7 protein-coding genes and 1 pseudogene are annotated in these 19,728 nt (G+C 43.8%); all 8 read right to left on the minus strand.

The window, feature by feature from the left end:
* Positions 1 to 26 precede the first annotated feature (26 nt).
* Positions 27 to 6,671, minus strand: coding sequence for an InlB B-repeat-containing protein (locus PEPTYR26121_RS00600; protein WP_180498203.1), 6,645 nt, complete (start codon positions 6,669 to 6,671; stop codon positions 27 to 29).
* A gap of 9 nt (positions 6,672 to 6,680) precedes the next feature.
* Positions 6,681 to 13,969: pseudogene (locus PEPTYR26121_RS09250) on the minus strand (InlB B-repeat-containing protein).
* Between the two features lie 252 nt (positions 13,970 to 14,221).
* Entirely contained in the window at positions 14,222 to 14,515 is a 294-nt protein-coding gene (locus PEPTYR26121_RS00615) for a hypothetical protein (RefSeq protein ID WP_180498207.1), read from the minus strand.
* Between the two features lie 202 nt (positions 14,516 to 14,717).
* On the minus strand, positions 14,718 to 15,074 hold the full coding sequence (locus tag PEPTYR26121_RS00620) for a hypothetical protein (protein ID WP_180498209.1): 357 nt from the start codon (positions 15,072 to 15,074) through the stop codon (positions 14,718 to 14,720).
* A gap of 64 nt (positions 15,075 to 15,138) precedes the next feature.
* Entirely contained in the window at positions 15,139 to 15,738 is a 600-nt protein-coding gene (locus PEPTYR26121_RS00625) for a response regulator transcription factor (protein ID WP_180498211.1), read from the minus strand.
* Positions 15,710 to 17,260, minus strand: a complete 1,551-nt coding sequence (locus tag PEPTYR26121_RS00630; protein WP_180498213.1) for a sensor histidine kinase — start codon at positions 17,258 to 17,260, stop codon at positions 15,710 to 15,712. Before PEPTYR26121_RS00630 ends, PEPTYR26121_RS00625 begins: the two co-directional genes overlap by 29 nt.
* Before the next feature lie 114 nt (positions 17,261 to 17,374).
* Positions 17,375 to 19,426: an elongation factor G gene (fusA, locus tag PEPTYR26121_RS00635; RefSeq protein WP_180498215.1), complete on the minus strand. Its 2,052-nt coding sequence runs from the start codon at positions 19,424 to 19,426 to the stop codon at positions 17,375 to 17,377.
* Positions 19,427 to 19,471: 45 nt separating this feature from the next.
* The coding region (locus PEPTYR26121_RS00640) for a hypothetical protein (protein WP_218956300.1) at positions 19,472 to 19,728 on the minus strand (257 nt) is incomplete at its 5' end.

Genomic DNA, 19,728 nt, shown 5'->3' on the forward strand with positions numbered 1-19,728 from the left:
TCCTTTTTATTTTATATGGGGATTACCTAACGCTTAATACGTTGGAAAAGATCTTGCGTAATGGTGAGACCGTCGATGTTTACATTGAAGATCACATTATCTTGGGTAATGGTGTGTGCCTTAAAGAATCGACCATCGTGCATAAAAGTGTTGCTTGCAAGAAGAATGTCGTCATAAGACCACATGGAGGGTTTCACATCGCGGTAATGCATCAAGTTCTTATCGTTGCGACGAATATAATCCCGGTCCATTACGCGGTTAAACGCGCGATTACTTACCGCCGCCACTTCCTCACGAGGCATGGGGGCATCCGCCTTAAACTTCGCGAGACCTTGAGGATAAATATCCAGCCATCCGGCCTTGTATGCGGCTTCAATTTCCGCTGTAGCCCAGTGGCCTGCACGCAAGTTCATGTGGTTGCCGTCTTCCTCGGCGATTTGTTGGAAACGACGTAAAGTGGCGATCCATTCTACCGTGGAAATCTTTTCGTCCGGACGGAAGTAACCGTCGGGATAACCTACAAATACATTAGCTTGTGTCGTAATACGAACAGCTTCGTTATACCAATTCTTGCCCACGTCCTTGTAATCGATAGGATAATTGGGATCGTATTTGTAACCGTCCTCTTTAAGCGCATTGGCTAAAATCTGAGCGGCTTCCGAACGCTTCAATCCTTCGTAGGGTCGGAAGTCTCCTTCAAATCCGCACATATACCAGACTTCCTTGCGGTAATTGCGATCGCGAACGGGAACTTCCACTACGCGGGTTTCCACGCGAGTTTCTACAATACGTTCCGGCTCCCTCGGTTTATCCGGTACGACAGGCGGTTCTACGGGCTTTTCTATCTTGGAATAAGTTGCCGTAATAACATAGGTCGGATCATCTGCCCTTAAAGTTACAACCAAGCTCTTATCCCATCCTGCAAAGCGATACCCCGTATTCGGCTCGACTGCCGGCGCGGGAAGATTTACGACAGTATCAGGTTTTACCCAATAGTCCGTCGTGCCGCTTAAACTACCGTGATCGCCGGGCTCGAACTCGACCTTTGCATAGCCTTGAACTTCCGTCGTGGAAATATTCCAGGGTTCATTGTAAAGGGCTTTAATGACCGTTCCGTCTCGGTATACGGTAGGTCGATCAATGGAAGAATCCCATCGAGCAAAACTGAAACCCTTCCTAATATTAAATTCTTGAGGTTCATAACCTTTTAATACGACAGGCTTATTCGGATTGACGAAGACAGTCTTCTTTTCATTTCCGCCTATATCGGTGGTGTCAAAGGTGACCGTAATATAGCCATCCGGCTTCGTATTTTCCGATCCATCGTCATTCATTTGCGGAACGACATCGTCCTTAGATTGATACTGTGCCGTTACGGTGATATCGGTTTTGATTTCCGTCGTATCGTTTGTGTCCCATCCATTTGCTATAAAACCGGTTGCCGGCTTAATAGTGGGATGCGGTACATCGTTTAATATCTTTTCTACTTTGGGATTGACGAAATAAACAGTTTGTCCTTCGAGGCTTCCATTAGCGCCTTTCTCGAAGGTAACGGTGACGTAGCCATCGGGCTTAGTATTTGTTTTTCCGTTTTCTTCTTGAGGGATAATGTCTTTACCTTGTGTGAAACTGCCTTTAATCTGAGTTTCAATAGCATATTTCACAGGTGTTTTAGTATCTTTATCCCATCCTTTAAACGAATAGCCTGTGTCGGCGATCGTCTTCGGTTGAGGAATGGTCACTGCTTCGTCCGGATTGACATAATAAATCGTAGTTTCCTTATCTGCAATCTTGCCGCCCGTGGCAGGGTCAATGACAAATTTAACCATGACGTAGTTATCGGGAACCGTCGGCTTGTCCGTACCCATTTGAGGAACAACATTTTTTACGACGGTAATGGGAACTTCTACAACCACCGTTTTACCACCCGGATATTCGATTTTTACCTTGGCAGTAACGCTGCCGTCTTTATCCACTTTTGGTTCTGTTACATAAGTGATGTTCGTTCCTTCGGGCAATGGATCCGTTTCGCTACCTGGGACGTTCTTAATAAGGTCTCCCGCATCCGGCACAACGCCCTTAGGCGTTATCATATCTTTCTTGGGTACCGGCGCCGGGACAAGTTTTTCAATCTTGACCTTGGTGCCATACTCGGCGGTAATATCCGTATCTTGGGTGAACGTACTTTTAATCGTCTCACCGGGTTTCCATGTACCGACGACACCTCTCGTCGAACTCCAATTCGCAAACGTAAAGGTGTAGGTGTTTTTATTTGCATCGGTAATCTCTTTACCCACAGGATCCGTACTTGGAATGGTTACCTCTTCCTTCGGATTGACAAAGAAAACTTTAATCGTCTGATCCGTAGCTTTATCCGTCGGGATGAGTGTCACTTTTACATAGCCCTTGGGCTTTTCAGATTCATCATCTTTTGTCTTCTGAATGACATTTCCAAGCTTTTTAAAGCTAAAGGTAAACGTAGTTTCATCCGCAGTGAATTTTTGTTTAAATTCAGCAGGACTCCAAGTTCCGCCGACTTCCGTATAAGCAAAGTCCGGCGTCTTGGTAAAAGCTTTTACTGTTTCTGTAAAGTCAACTTCCTTATTAGGATTGACATAGTAGACAGTCGTTCCGCTCAAGGAGCCGTGATTGCCTACAAACTTTACGACCTTATAGCCGCTCGGTTTATCCGAACCATCAGTTTTTTCTTGAGGAATCATATCCTTGAGGGGTTCGTATTGGGCCGTAATCGTTGTGTTTTCAGCAAATGTTTGGGTTAAGGCTTTATCCCAAGCATCGCTACCTGTTTTTTGCTTCCAACCCATTACAGGTGTTACGGTCGGCGCAGGAACCGTCACTTTCGTATTCGGCTTCACGTAGTAAACGGTCTTGCCACTTAATTCACCATGTTCGCCCTTATCAAATGTGACAGTGAGATAACCTGCCGGCATGTCGCTTCCGTCGGTTTTTTCTTGGGGAATCACATCGCCCTTTGCGTTGTACTTAGCTTTGATAACATCATTGTCCTTGTATTGGATTGCTTTTTCTATTTGAGTATCCCAATCCGCAAAATCAAATCCGGTATTGGGTGTAACTTTCGGATCATGCCCTTTCAAAACGACACCCTTTTCCGGGTTAACGTAGACAACTTTTTCCGTCTTGTCAGTGTCCGCTATCTTACCGTTATCCTCTGTAGAGAATTTAACCGTAATATAGCCGTCGGGTTTTTCCGATTCGTCCTCTTTCGTCTTTGGAATCACGTCACCGAGTTCATCATATTTTGCATAAATGAAATACCCATCAGAAATATTAGTGAAAACATAAGTGTCTTTAAAGGACCATTCAGTAAACTTATAGCCTAAGTCCGCCTTTACTTCAGGAGCTAAATCTCCTACAGTTTTGCCGGCATAGGGATTTACATGATAGGTTGTTTGACCGGCCAGTCTACCATTTTTACCCTTGTCATAAATAACAGTAACATATCCAGCAGGCTTTGGTTTATTGCCGTCAATGACTGATTCGAGTGTTTTAAAACTTCCCTTTACCGTTGTATCCTCATCATAACTTACTTTACCTTTAGAAAATGGCTTGTCACCAACTTGCCATTTATCAAATTCATAGCCCGTTTCAGCTTTTGTTTTCGGTGGGGTGAGAGCCACTGCCGTATTAGGCTTGACAAAGAAAACCTTGGTTTCGGTGTGTAAGATACTTCCGCCCTTTGCCGGATCGATAAGGAAGGTTACCGTTACATACCCTGCAGGTTTTTCGGATTCATCCTTTTTCGTTTTGGGAATGACGTCATTAGGGTCATTAAAACTTGCGGTGATAGTTATATCTTCCTCATAAACTGTAGGTCGAGTCGCATCTTTATCCCATGCGCCAAACTCATAGCCTGTGTTGGCCTTGATTGACGGCGGATTGATGGTGACATATTCCTTCGGGTTGACATAGAACTTGGTTACGCCTTCAATGGAACCCTTAGAAGCATCTTCTGTTTTTACAACAAAAGTAACTTCCTTATAGCCTTCCGGCTTTTCATTCGTCTTTCCGTTTTTATCTTTTTCCGGAATAACATTATCCAACTTGGTCCCCTTGGCCGTAACGACAATATCCGCCGTTTCGATGACAAGAGAGTCTTCCTTGTCCCACTTGTCGAACTTGTAGCCCGTATCCTCGGAATACGTCGGATAACCATAGTTTGTTGTGTCATCCTTAATAGCTTTTAAGGTAAGCGGTTGACCTTGTGCGTCCTTAGCATCTTGTTTTACATAGTACGCTTTATTTTCCGTAAGCTTCAAGCCCTTTTCCGCTTCAAAGGTCACTCTTACATATCCTACGGGTCTTGTGATTGGTTCCTTTGGATCGTAGGGAATGATATTCTTCGCTTCTCCATAAGTGGCGGTGATGGTGGTTCCGTTTTTGTCAGTAAACTGCTTAGGCGTCCCTACTGTGTAGGTTTCTCCGGTGGCAACATCGCCAATCTTCCACTCTTCAAATGTGAAGTATTGTTTCCCTACCGGATTCTTTACGGGAATGGTGACTTCTTTTTCCGGATTGACCCAGAAGATTTTGGCGCCTTCCATCGTCCCATTGTCCGTGGGGACGAAAGTGACCTCAACGAAATTGTCCGGCACGCCTTCGGGCTTTGTATCGCCTTCTTGCGGAATCACATCGGAAACATATTGCGCCGTAATGGTGATTGCATCCTTAAATTGATGTCTTTCTGAAAGCTTATACTCTTGAGGATCCGGGGTTCCCGGAATCGTCCACTTGAGGAACTTGTTATCGCCGGCACCCGTGGGATCTTCCCCGGGAATAACAACATGTGCTTCTTTATTCACGTAGTAATAAGTCTTTTGAGGATCGGATGCCTTTGTAGTCGGATCAAGAGTTACTTGAACATAGTTTTCCGGAACATAGAAAGGCTTCTCCGTCAAAGTCTTGGCTTCGTAAATATTTTTAATGACCTTAATGGGTATTTCTACAGTTTGGCTCGTACCATTGGCATGAGTAACTTTTGCCTTAACAGTTTCTACTCTGGTAGGTTCACCCTTAGAATTATCTTTTTCTTGTAATTTTCCATAAAGATAATCTTTAAGTTCAGCATCAGTTGCGTACTCTTTTTCTCCATCAACTATAGAAAAGGTATCACCTTGCGCTAATTTCTGTGGAGTTCCGCTTGCGTCTTTAATCTTGACTTGTCCTTTTAAGGTATCAAGTGTCGGAATAAAGTCATTAGTATATTCTGTTGCACCGTCAGCCTTAAAAGATTCATTAACAGTCAATTCTTCTGCTTGAATTTCGTTATTGTCCCAGATGGCATAGAAGGTTTTCGCTTCTTTGATGTTTTTGATAGCAGCCTTAAAATCTTCTTCAGAAAGTGGTTTTCCATCTTTGGCTGTCGCCCAGCCTTTAAATGTTTCAAGATCCTTCTTAGGAACTTCCACATCATTTGTCAAGTCTTTACTATATTCCACTTCCTTGACGATCTTTTGATCGGCAGTCGCATCTGTAATGGAGTCAAACTTCCCGCCATTGGCGTCGAAGGTCACGGGCAAGATTTCCGTCATGGTGAGCTTCCCGCCATTAATGACGTCGTAAGTGAAGTCGTATTTGAACTTATGCGCTCCATCTAAGGTCATAATAGTTTTATTTGCTTCGTCAAATTTATAAGTGGGAGTTCCTTCTTCATCATTCTCATCTACAAACTCAATCCCTTCAGTGACTTTTACTACAGGCGTTTTCACTAAATCCGAAGAAGAATATTCGCTGTAGCCGGGATCAACATAATCCGAGTTGTTGATAAAATCATTTCGAATGATAATAGATCCCCCATCTTTTGTGGAGAAGGGGAAGTATCCCGGGTACTCGTCGATCTTGTTATCGAACTCCCCATTCACCGGCGGTCTTGCATCTTCAGCCAGGCCCGTATGCCACTCAGAAATAAATTTCGTAGAGGCCACTTGTTGAATGCTTAGGTCGATGACGATATCGGCTACGTGTAATCCGGTTTCCGGGTCTTTTTCAAAGCCGCCGGAGCCGGGAGTTCCCGCAATGCGATAGGTTAGCAGCTTAACCTTTTCCGATACATTTTGATCTAAATAAACCGAATAGGTGTAGGGTTCTAAGCTTTTCGAATAAAGAGGAATTCTGGCAGGTTGACCTTCCCAGTCTTTCCAACTATATGTTCCGTCCTCGCTTACTTCAAGCTCGTAAGAAACATCTGTCTCCTTATTGTTCAGCCATTGCTGAAAAACAAGTTTTGCTTTTCCCGGATTGCCGTTGGAATCTTTTCCAAAGACGCCCTCCCAATCGAATGCTTCGCCGTCCAATCCTTTTGTCTTGAAATCTGCAGATACTTTCCCGACGATTTTCGGCTTATCCTTATCCGGAATATTCTGACCTGGCAAATAGGGAGTGTTAAATCTTGTTGCTCCGGATTTTTTTTGTAGATTCTTTCTGCTATTTTCCGTCGCTTGTTTCTGGATGTCCAGTATAACTTTGTTTGTCAGCTTAGGATAATCTTTCCCACTTACCTTTCCTACTTGTACAAGACTCTTGTCCATTTTCGGATTAGGCAAGCTTGCCTTCTCTGCACGGGCTGCGCTAGGTACAAATACCTGCGCAACCATCAATAGTGCCAGAAGGAACGCTGTTGTTCTCTTTGTCATTTCTCCTCCTTATCGGACAATATACTGATACATATCAGATTCGCCATTTTCATTGATTGCCCAGAAGTTGATCTTGTCGCCCTTATTGAGTGGTTTGTCCAGACTAAAGCCATGTACTTCTTTCTTGACCATTCTACGTCCTTGTCTTACTCGGACTTCGATTTTAGCATCGTCATATACATTGCTTTGTCCGGCGCTGATAACTTCTAATTTTCCTCGAGCACCTTCTGTCAGTTGTTCGATTTTTATTAAGTCCATGCCGGCTGTCGGAACTTTAACATGGATCTCCGGTTTTTCCAGAATTTTGTCAGATATTACTGTATCTTTATCAAAGCTTCCTTTTATTTCCATGGTAACTTCATGGTTGAACATCCATCCTTTAAATTCGTAGTTTTTAATTTTATTAAATACTACAGGCGATGGAATCTTAACCTCTTTGTTTCTTTCGACATAGTATTTTGTAATGCCATTCATATAGGCTTCTTTATCATCTACTTTAAATGTTACCAATACCATTCCTTCCGGCTTATCTTCTTGAAGTTTGTCATCAGGTGTGACTTCCGGATCGATGGGGATGACGTCGGCTTCGGGAACGTATTGTGCTGTAAAGATTTTTTCTTTTTCGCCGTCCACTAGGGTTAAGTCAAGTGCTTTATCCCAACCGGCATTTTCCTCTTGTGCCTTGTAGTATTTTGCTGAAACGATGTCCGGGACGACTAATCCCGCTTGAACTGCCTTGTTAAGATCATAGTCTTTTGCAACTTTGTAGCTTACCGGTTTATCTTGTTCAATATCGGCAAGTTTTAATTTACCGTGGTCGCCTTCTTTGAAGGTTACTTTGATAAATTGTTCTTCGACTTTCGCGTCTTCGTCGATTTTTTGAACGGGTTCTTGCCATTGGGCGACGAGAGTTTTGTCTGCAGTGATTTGACTGTCGAGATTAAAGAAGGCATCTTCGTTTTCTTTGTCTTTTTCTTTCCAGCCCATAAAGACGAAGCCGTCTTTCTTCGGGTCGGTGACTTTATCCTTTTTCAGCTTGCCGCCGTGTTGGATTTTTTGCTCAGGAACATCGCTTCCGCCCTTAGTATCGAACGTGACGGTGTGTTCCACCGGTTTCCATTGAGCCGTGACGGTTCTTGCTTTTTCAAGTTTTACGGAATCACCGGGTTGGTAGATCTTGTCTTCGCCGTCGAGTTTCCAGCCTGCAAATTCGGAGTTTGTTTTAACTAAGCTACCCTTTCCTGCCAATTGGACGGTAGTGCCGTAGTTTACTGTTACATCTTCAGGAGCATCGCCTGTTGCACCTTCTCCGGATTTGTAAGTTAATATTACTTGTCCCGATTGGAAAATGGCGACGTGTACTCTCTCACTTGTGACGGGAGTGTTTTCGTCAATGTTTTCTTGCCATTCTTTGAAGGTATAGTTCGCATTCGGCTTCGGCGTGGGAACTGCTATTTGTTTGTCGTTTGCCTTTTCGCCATCACCTAAAACTTTCAGCGTAATCTCAGCCTTCGGATTGACGTAATAGATTTTTTGATCTTTGTCGTCTACCTTGCCGTTGCCGTCCGTCTTGAACGTGACTTTGATATAGCCTTCGGGGATCACTTGGTTCGGATCGTCGGTTTTTTCGACGATGTCTTTTAACTTAACGAAGTTAAATTCGTAGGTCTTTTCCTCAGTGATCTTTTCGGACTTAATTTCAGGTGACCAAGTTCCGCCTTTAGCCGTATAACCGACGCTCGGGGTCTTGGTAACCTTGCCTGCCGATTCGGTCATATCCAGTTCAACTTCCGGGCTTACATAGTAAACTAAATTTCCGCTTACGGATCCGCCTTCGCCTGCCTTAAAGATGACTTTGACGTAATTATCGAGGGCATCTTTCGGCTTTTGTCCGCCCGGTGCTTCGGGAATGATGTTTTTGTGGACTTCGACGGGAATGACGACGGGCTTGTCGTTGGTGCCTTGGGTGGAACCGTCTTTGTATTTAATGGTTACCTTGGCTTCTTGCTTGCCCGGCTTTGAAGGATCCGGACTTTCAACAACTGTTATCGATTCAATCTCTTTATTCTCCGGTGGAGTGATTCTTCCTATTAAATCCTTGTCCGTAATTTCTTTGCCCTCAGGTGTGTGAAGCTCTTCCGTTTTGATCGGCTTAACGATTGGCGTTGCAGCAAATCTTTCAAAGTAAGAGGCTTCGATAACGGTGACTTTGTCGGTATATTTATTCTTCGACAAGTCGATTTTCTCTGCCGGTTTGACTTCTGTTAAGCTATCTTCCACTTCGCCGGCCTTAACCTTTTGCCATTGATTAAATACATAGTTGACTTTTTTCTTTCCAAGTTTTGGAATATCTACTTCTTGGTTCGATTTACCTGTCGGGTTAGCTACCGGAATAGTTACTTCCTTCGTCGGGTTGACCCAGAAAGTTTGCGTCAAGTCACTTGTCGCCTTGTCCGTGGTCTTGACGATGACTTTTACAAAATTATCGGGTACTTTCGGTTTGTCTTCCCCTTCTTGAGGAACTACGTCTTTAGAAAAACCCGGTGAAATTACTGTTTCTTCAGTAAACTTGTGTCGTTTATCGAAGTCATAGATTCCATTTTCATTTTGGGCATCTTTATCTGCTGTCCAGTTTGTAAAGCCTAGGTTCGCTTTTTCTTCGTCAGTTAATTTAATTTCAGGAATTTCTACCCATGCCTTGGGATTGACATAGTAGATCTTACTGTCCTTTTCCCCCGGTTTTCCTGTGGGATTTACCGTTACTTTTACATATTCACCGGTTATATCTTTCAACTCGCCCTTTTCTGCATCAGATAAGAATAAAGGTTTCTCGCCTGTTGTAAGGGCTTCATAGACATTTTTGTAGACCGTAATTGGAATCGTCAGTTCTTGGGGTTCTTTTCCATCTTTAAAGGTGGCTTTTACCTTGATGTTGACGGTACGAACGAGTTCATCCTTGTCAGCGGCTTTTTTTTCATTGACTAAATTATAGACTTGATCGTCTTTCGTCAGTTCATTACCCTTTTCATCTAAGAATCGGATGGTTGTTCCGGCCGGAAGATCTTTAACTAGATCCTTTTCCTTCCAGACGAGTTGTTTCTTTAACTGTTCAATCGTCGGAGCAAAGTTATTGATCCAAGTACCGTTCGTATCTTTGAAGGATTCCGTGGTTACCAATCCCCTAGCCGTGAGTCCCGACCATTCAAAGTAAGCGGTAAAGGTGTGGTTCTCATTGATGATGGTATTGGCATTTAATAATGGTTTTTCATCCCACTTTGTAAATTTCTTACCCTCATCGGGGGTGACATAGTATTTGCCGGATGCTTTTTCTTCGCCCTCTTTAAGTTCTTGCGGAACGGGGAGAAGATCGGACTTGAGACCCTCAATGACATCATAATGAAGTTCTGTTACAGATTTTCCGGTGTTGTCGGTAAAAGCTCCTCCCTTGAACTCTTCATCTATCTTATAGGTTACTCTTACATAACCATCCGGTACCGGATCATCTTTCGGCACTTCGATCACTCGTACGTCTTTGTAATAGAAGAATAGTTGATCGCCGCCGGTGCCGTTGATGCCTAAAAATTCATTGGTTCCTTCGTTAAGATCGAAGAAAAGTTGTTGTTGCGGATCGCTCACCAGCTTCCAACCCGGGATAGGCCTATAGTTTCTCGCGTCGTAGTCGCGGTTGCCGTTTGTAACAGTTTCCGGATCTACAACCCTATATTTCTCAACAATTTTTTCTAATTCTGATCTCTTCGCTTCAAATTTCGCTTTGTTTTCTTTATTTGCTTCTAAGAGAGCATCACCTGACAATCCGTCGGTAGAAATAAGGTCCAAGTCTGCAAAGAATGCTTCAACTTCCGCTTTCCCTCTTTCATCCAGATAGTTGACGGTGTATTCACGTTGTCTAAACGGTCTGTAGAAGAAGTGGAATTCATTGCCTTTATACTCGGGGTTCGCGATCATTTCTCCCGAATTCGGATCTTTAATCTTTTCAGGTTCAATACGTTGGTTTTGGAAGTAGGTGTTGTTAAATCCATGAATCTTATTGTAGTCTCCATATAGTTTTTTGATTTCATCATCTTGAGACTTTTCTAACTCTTCATGAGGTGCAAGTATCCATTTTTGGCCTTGTTGATCGCCTGTCGTTGCGGTGTAGTAACCCGTCCTCTTGTTTTCGAGATATTCTACAAGGGGATCTCCGTCTTCTTTACAGTCCTTATCTAAGAAGTGGTGGGTGACTTTTACATCCACCCTTTGGTTCGGATTCCAAATGGCCTTCAGATAAATAGGAGACACGACGTCGTTACCGAAGGTATAAAGTTCCGGAACGCCGTATCGATCACGGTAGGAAGTGTCGACTTCATCGGTGTAGTCACCTTTTTCATTTTTCTTATAGCGAATAACTTCCCAACCCATAAAGTCGTAGCCTTTTTTTACAGGTTCTACAGGTTTTACCAATTTTTGTCTTTGGACTACTGTAAAGATTTGCTTGCCGTCCGGTGTAGTAGGCTCTTCTTTTAAATAGCCTTTTTTGCATAGGTGTTTACTTCTTCCTGGCCTATGTCTCCTTCTTGGATGGTCTTGCGTTCTGTCGTCAGATTTTCTTCTTTAATGGTCTTCAGTCTTCCGCCGTCGGGATCGAAGGTTACTTTCCACTTAAAGTCCGGCTCTCCCCACTTGGCGTAGAGATTGAGCGGGTGGAAGGGCATAGTTTCGTCCTTGTTTTCCCAAATAAGTTTTGTGCCGGCGGGGTCCAATGCCCAGCCTTTGAAAACCATTTGGTCGGAAAGGCCTTCCGGTCTTTTTACTTTTAGTTTGTCATCTTTCGAATCCGTATAGACGAGATCGGTAAGACCTAACTTGTTTAAGTTTTCCGGATTGTCTAATAGGTTTTTAGGTCCTTCCTTTGTGTCTACTTTCTTATACTCATCGTTTTCATCTACATCAGGGCTTAAGGCCTTGAGCGGGAATTGGTAGTAGGTGTCCAGTTGATTTGTAGAGTTAAAATAACTGTCGTCTCTGGTAATTGACGGATCGTAGTTGAATCTTAGTGGATATTCGTTGCGAGTATATTTGTAACGAAGGTAGCCGTTTTCTTTAAATGCATTTTCTGGTCCACCTAACGGATCGCCATATTCATCGGCATTGCTAAAGAAGGCGGGTATAAAGCTCAGCTGCCCAAGAGGGAGTTTGATGCCAAATATGTTATAGCGCGACTCACTATTGTTGGGGGTGATTTCCTCCCGCTCGTCGTTTAGTTCATCAATTTCAGCTTCAGTCACACGGCCATTGTCCACTTGACCCTCGTGGATTACAGGCCATTGTTCTTTAGGATTATAGCCATAAGGCATAAAGCCCTCTACTCTCGGGTACCTGTGGCCATAACCCAAGTTAGCGGTATCCGCCTTGGTCCTGACAAGATCGTAACGTATGATGGTTTCGCCGGGCTTAAAGCCATCCATCCAAAAGTCCATATGGTGAGGGATGGAGGCCTCCTGCTGTTTTATACCGAAGGAAAGGGTTGTAAAATCGAATGTATCTAAATCCATTGTGGTGCCGTCGCCCTTGTCTATTTTCTTCACATAGCCGCCCCAGGTATCATAGTTTGGCATGTCTAAAAATTCATCGGCATTAAGCCTATAGGGAGGCGTGTCTAGATGCACTGGCCAGTTGGGTATCGAATAGTTTGCTCCCCATCCATAAGATTGCCAACCGGGGCTGAAGCCCTTTGTTTGCATGGCATCGTCTGGCCACTTATACATCATTTCATTGAATCTGGCTGTGTAGTGGAAAAGATTGCCGGGGCCACCCTTCATTACCGCTTCACCTTGTGCTTCGTCATATTCATAAATTTTAGGGTAGAAGGTTTCTTTATCAGATAGTGCATTGGACTTGGTAAAGTAAAGATCATAGACCTGTCTGTCGTAGTAGATATTGTAGACGGTCTTGCCCGTGGCGGATACGGTCTTTGTCACCTTTGTTTCAGAGTCTTTATTTTGCTCGTCTGTCAATCCTTTATTGTAAACAAAGAACTTGTCCAGGAATTTATTTTTTCCCCTGTTGAATGTCGCACCATTCCAAATTTTTTCTAAACGAGCTTGGTCCAAGTCCGGGAATCTTAAACCCTTTACCGGCTCTGCATCCAGATTTGGTGTACTATCTGTATCGGCATCTTTATGGACACGGGTTCCCATGTAATCATATTTTTCTAAAAGACTTGCATCGTCAGCATGGTCTGATTTTTCTACCCAGAATTGAATAGCGTAGTCTGCCTTTTCCTTGTCCTTCCAGACCGCGGTGATTTTTAATCTTTCCCTCGTCTTCTCATCCTTGCCTAATAAAAGGCCCGGCATTTTTAGATGGACATCTAAATCGAAGGCAGGTGTTCCGTCTGCCTTTGTTATAATTTGATTCGCTTTGTAAGTTTTGCCGCCTGTGGTTTTCAGATCGTGAGACGGCATCCATCCTTGGAGTTCACATCCGACTTTAGTCGGTATATTTTCTATCTTGGGAATCTCTTGATCAAAGTAATAGGTTCTGGTCGGAAGCGGTGTGCCGTCGGCGGTATCGAAGTCCACATTGTAGTGGGCGCGGTTATAGCGATATTCCAATACGAAATCTGTCGCATCTTCCGGCACTTGCATGGTAATATAATCCGCTTCCGGAACAAATCCTCTTCTATCATTTTCATTTAGAGGGCTTACTTCCATTGTGGATCCGGTATTGCCGTTTTGAGTAGTGATTTTTTCCGGCTTGTCCTCTCCTCCGGGATTTGTGTACTTGGTAAAGTCATTCATATCTTGGAAGAGGTGCTTGATCTTGATTTCATTCGGTTTAGCCTTGTATTTGAATTCCTGGCTACCGTTGCCGGCATTTTTTACAGTGTCGTAATCAATTTTGTACTCATCGTCCAGCTGGGACTTATCGTAACCTGCAAGATCGGGAAGTTTAATTATTTTATTAACTTTCCCTTTTTCAGCCTCTGTTGCCAATGCGCCGACGCTGGCAATATAGGGTTGGTAGTTGATTTCGTACTTATCCCCTTTTTGCACTTTATAATCGGTGCGTAAGGTATAGATCTCAGGCTGATCGGGATTTTTTATTATATCAGCTGCATTGTCTGCCTTCACAGGATTTACGGGATTCTTATTATTATTAATAATCTCCGATTTACTCTTGTCTAAATTATTGTGATCCTCTCCGGCTGCATATGCGTTAAATGGAAACGATGTCATTACCATTATAATCGCCATTGCCATCGCCAAAAATCGTTTGACATAATTGCGAACTTCCATTGTGCTTACCCCTCCCTTGTTAGTTTCACCACATTGTGCTCGTGATCGATGGAAGTTTATCTATCCACTGTTAAAGACCTTGAAATGCAGCCTCGCTGCATATACTGGTACACCGTTATCATAGCATATATCGGGCAAAAATATTTACTTATTTGGTCACTATTGACTGTTTTTTTAAACATTTTATATGGTTTGTTCATGGTTTAAAACTATTCTATATAAATAAAAAACGACATCTTTCGATGTCGCAGTTTATTTCGTATAGATTCGGAAAATTGAAAAGACGATAACCGCAATTCCGAGGATCAGAATGATCGTCGCCGCAGTTTTTTCTCCTCTCTTGTAGGTTTTGTAGACGGTGCGGATCCACTGCATTATATAGAGAGCCAAGGCAGCAAAAGTGCACAGGATTCCCACGGGCGTAAGGACGCGGAAAAGCATGTCCGGATAGGTGGCGCCGCTTAACACCACGGCCACAAGAGATCCCACGCCGAGAACGGTTAAGATGAAGGCGATTTTTCCTAAATTATTCAGAATCTTTTCCACGCTTCACCTCCCGAATTTTGTCGACAGCTCCTTGACCCGAAAGAACGAGGAGGATGCTGTAAATTAATCGCCACATCATATTGGGCGCGGTGTCTATGAGGCTCGCAAACACCATGAAGCTTGCGATGAAGTATAGTAAGTAAATTTTTTCTTTCATAGACTTATATTACTAAGCCCGCCTTATGGAGTCAAATGATGATCCTCAGCTTTTAAAACTTTTCCTTAAGATGATGCGGGCCAGTAGATAAATTGCACTCAAGATAATGGCCGTAAGATAAAATGGGTAGTCTTTTGCAAAAAAGAAATTGGAGATGCCGAGGATAAGGGCGCTGTTGTTGAAGAAGCCGCCGTTCCAGTTTTCGGCGTAGGCGTAGAACATCTCCAGATCTCTTTTAATCTCTACGCCGGAGATTACCATGGACGCCACGAAGAGAACAAAACCTACGGTAAGGCCGATACTGTTGGGTAGGGCCGGGTGGAAAAGGGTTCTTAAAAAACCGAAGAGCAAGGACGCTCCTAATGTGTAAGCCGTCATTTTAATGTCGAGTTTTTGAATCATAAGCTCCTCCTTTTCTCTAGTTTAGCATGCTTCGAAGCCGGGTTCAGTTAACTTTAGTATCGTTTTAAAAGCTGTCGATGTAGCCGATGGTTCGGGCGCGCTGCACCATTTCCTGATAATTCTTCACATCGAGCTTCTCGTAAATTCGATTGAGTATAACGGCGAGGCTCGAGGTTGAGATAAAACATTCCTCCGCCACTTCCCTGCGTGATTTTCCCGTGGCGTAAAGTCGGAGTATTTTAAGTTCACCGGCGGTAAGATCTTCCCACGTTTTTTCTCCACGAGAAAAGTATTTTTTGTCTTCCTCCACAATAGCTTTCATAATCTCCATCAACTTTTCCGTAGTCTCTTCTTTAGAAATAAAGCCGTAGCATCCTATGCTCTCTGCCCGCTCGCGGTAATATTCCCTATCGTAGCCTGTCAGGATGAGAATCTTCGCTCCGTTGATTTTAATAAGCTTTTCACTTACATCCAAGCCGTTTTCTCCTTCTCCGAAACCGGAAAGATTAATGTCCATAAGAAGGAGATCGTAGTCATTGTCCTTCATTTTATCCTCTGCCATTTTTACGGAATCTGCAGTTTGGACGCTACATCCATGGGATTCAAAATCGGCCTTTAAGCATTGGCCCAGCATTTTATGATCTTCGATTAATAAAATCTTCATAAATTCGCTCCTTTGCAATGGGAATGTCTACGTAAAATGCGAGCACCGGCTCCTCTCCTCCCTTCTCTTCTGAGATGGTAAATTCTCCGTCCAATTTTCGAACTTCCATGGTGATGAGTTTTAATCCGATATGGTTACCTCCGTCATTTTCAGCTTCCAAACTGTCGCCCATATTTCTCATACGAAGGCGAACGGCGCCTTTTTCCGCTCGAAGATCCATGGCGCTATAGAAACCTCTGGAATGTTTAAAGAGATTGCTAATAAGTTCTCCTATGATTTTGTAGACAGCCCGATCGTAAGGCGACGGCAATACTAAATCTTCCGGGCAGTTAAAGTCAATAAGAATATCTTTGTTCCCGTATTTTGTCCGCAATTCGTTAATCAGACCATAGTAGTGATCACTTAAGCTGTCTCCGTAATCTAACAGAGGATCGTTTAAATTGATCTCTTCACGTATGGTTCGAATGCTGTTTTTCAAAACTGTTTCGATTTGCTCTTTTTCGTCGAAGGATCCCGCCCTTTGAGTCAGTTTATGTGCGAGGATAATATCCTGTAGCACATCGTCGTGGAGAAAGCGATTGGTTTTTTGAACATAGAGCTGGTCATATTTATCGAGAAGTCTGCTCTCATTCCCTATTTCCCGGAATGTTCCGAACTTATCTTTTATAAGACCGAAATACATCCCGTATGATCGAATCATGAGAAAAATAAAGCTGAGTTGAAGCCCTTGAATTGCGCTCGCCTTATAATCATAAAAGTTTACTTTTACAAGAAGAATGGAGGTGAAGGCGATAAGCAAGGTGATGGTGTGAATTTTTACGAGGGAGAGTACTTGTTTTCCATCGGGTTTACTTCCCTTGATCATAAGAAAGATCAAAAGAGCGATCAGTGGCGGAATCATGGCTATTTCGCCAAACACTTGGGGACTCCGTAGGAAGCCTCCTCTCATATGATAAAAAATGAGATAGATCATTAGAAAAAGAGACATCACGGGAATGATCTTTAAACTGTAGAGAGTATGGCGGTGTATATCCTTTAAATTGAGGAGATAAAATACGGTAGGAAATCCGCAGAGAATGACCATACTCGCCACGTAGAGGTAGTGAGCGTCGAAACCGTAAGTTCTTTCCAACAGTAAGATGCCGAGAAAATACGCCCACGCAAAGAGTCGAAAAGGCGTAAGATCACGGCGACCTTCCAAGAGCATTTCCATATAAGAAGCTACAAATAAATAAAGAAAAAAGTAGCGCACGAGGTAAATATCACGAGTATAAGAATAAACTAAGGGTTCCAGCAAAAAATAAAAGGCCGGCATTAAAAAGCTTATATTCCCTCGTTTAAAATACTGCCGTCTCCCTTCGTTTAAGCAGATATAAAAGATAATCTGATCGGCAAAGGCAAAAAATATAATGATCCCTTCTTTTCCGGCGTCGCCAAGAAACCATAGGGCTATGTATAGAGCCATTTGCAGAATAACATTCGCAGCCAGCATTCCGCTCCATTCCCTCGATCTTTTCTTCATTCTTTCACCTCTTTTCTGTATTATACTTAATTTTTTCCTCGGCTTCAGTTAACTTTTCGCTCTATTTCACAAAAAAATCCCCCAAGCTTTTCGACTTGGGGGATGATGTTTCAGTTATGCTTTTCTTGCTTCGATGATTTCTTCCGCTAAATGAGCGGGAACTTCTTCGTAGCGTTCAAAGTCCATTGTGAAAGTTCCGCGGCCTTGGGTCATGGCGCGAAGATCGATAGCGTATTCGAACATTTCCGCTTGAGGCGCTTCCGCCATGATAAGCTGTTCGCCGGCGTGTTGATCCATACCGAGGATACGTCCGCGACGCTTGTTCATATCGCCCATAACATCGCCCATGAACTCGTCGGGCACGGTGACTTCCACGCGCATAATGGGTTCCAGTAGAATGGGGTTGGCTTCGGCAATACCTTTTTTGAAGGCAAGGGATGCCGCCATTTTAAAGCTGACTTCGTTGGAGTCTACGTCGTGGTAGCTGCCGTCGTATAATACGGCTTTTACGCCGCGCACGGGATAGCCTGCGAGGACGCCTTTTTCCATAGATTCTTCCAAGCCTTTTTCAACGGCCGGGAAGTAGTTTTTCGGCACGCTGCCGCCGAAGACTTCTTCGTCGAATACAAAGTCTTCTTCCGTCGGTTCGAAGCGAATCCAGACGTCGCCGTATTGGCCGGCGCCGCCCGATTGTTTTTTGTGCTTCCCTTGTACGGATGCCGTGCCGCGAATGGTTTCTCTATAGGGAATAATAAAGGGCACTTTGTTGACCTCGACGCCGAAGGTGTTTTTAAGTTTATCTAAAATAACATCCAGGTGAACATTGCCTTGTCCGCCGATGGTCATTTGTTTGGTTTCGGGATTGCGATCGATGACGATGCCCGGGTCTTCATCTTGAAGTTTACGAAGAGAGGTGGTGAGCTTTTCTTCATCATTTTTCGACGCCGCTTCAATAGCGTAGAAGTATACCGGTTGAGGCATTTTGACACGTTTGTAAATTACCGGGTGGGCCTTGTCACAAAGGGTGTCGCCGGTTTTAGTGGCGGTCAACTTGCCGATGGCGCCGATATCTCCGGCGTGAATAGCCTCTACAGGCAATTGATCTTTCCCGCGGATGACGAAGGGTCCGGTGTTCTTTTCCTCTTTTTCTTGCGATACATTGCAGAGGCCCGTGTCTTTCGTCATGGAGCCGCTCAATACTTTGTAGACGGATATTTTTCCTACATAGGGGTCGGTAATGGTTTTAAAGACGACCGCGGAGAAGGGTTCGTCGCTGGAGATGCTGCGTTCTTCCCCGGATTCGTAGCGGAATCCCGTGTGAGCGCGCTCGTCGTCCGGTGCAGGCATGTAGTTGACGATGGTATTCAATAAAATATCGATGCCGATGCCTTTTTCCGCACTGCCTACGAGTAGGGGCACGGCGTCCCCTTCTAAGAGAGCTGCGGTTACGCCGCGAAGGAGTTCTTCACGGGTGAATTTTTCGCCGCTGAAGTATTTGTCCATAAGGACTTCGTCGCTTTCGGCGACAACTTCGGCGATTTCTTCATACATACGCTCGGTCGCTTTAATTTGATCGTGGCTCAGTTCCACTTCTGCGGGAGCCGCTTCCGTATATTTAAACCCTTTTTGGAAAATAACGTCGGTTACGCCGACGAAGTTTTCGCCTTCGCCGATGGGTACGGAGAAGGGAATAACTTTTTTACCGAAGAGGGATTCGATTTCTTCCATAAGATTGCGGAAATTGACATTTTCGCCGTCGATTTTATTGACGAAAATAATTCTCGGAAGACCGATTTCTTCCGTATATTTCCACATACGTTCGGAGCCCACTTGCACGCCTGCAGTGGCGTCGATAATCATTAGGGCTGCTTCCGCCGCACGAAGGGCGCCGATGGATTCGCTGATGAAATCCATGTATCCCGGCGTATCGATAATATTAAGCTTCATCTTACGCCATTCGATAGGAATAATGCTGGTGCCGATAGATGTTCCACGGTCCTTTTCTTCTTTTGTAAAGTCGGACATGGTATTTTTTTGATCGACGTGGCCGATTTGTTTGGTCGCGCCGGATTGATAGAGCATAGCTTCCGTAAGATTGGTTTTACCCGATCCGCTGTGACCGACTAAAGCCAAGTTACGCACTTGATTGGTATTATAAACTTTCATCTGAATAATTCCTCCTATCGTGACATTTCCTTAAGGGAAACGTTTTTATGTTTCGATTATATCATAGACTGATTTAATTTTCATTGCCGGGTTTTGAACTTTCCGTTTTTCTGAAACTTTTTGGCGAATGATGAAAGACTTGCAGTAAAACGTGGTCCACTCCATTTTTTCCAAAAAGGCGAGGAAAAGGTTATCGAGATAGATTTTATGAATATAAGATTTCTCTAAAACGATGTTTCGAGTCGGTTTCGTATCACCTGAAAGTAAACTCGCGGGGAAGGGGAAAGGACTCGCCCCTTCCC

This window comes from Aedoeadaptatus nemausensis (assembly GCF_903819165.1).
Classification (GTDB): Bacteria; Bacillota; Clostridia; order Tissierellales; family Peptoniphilaceae; genus Aedoeadaptatus; species Aedoeadaptatus nemausensis.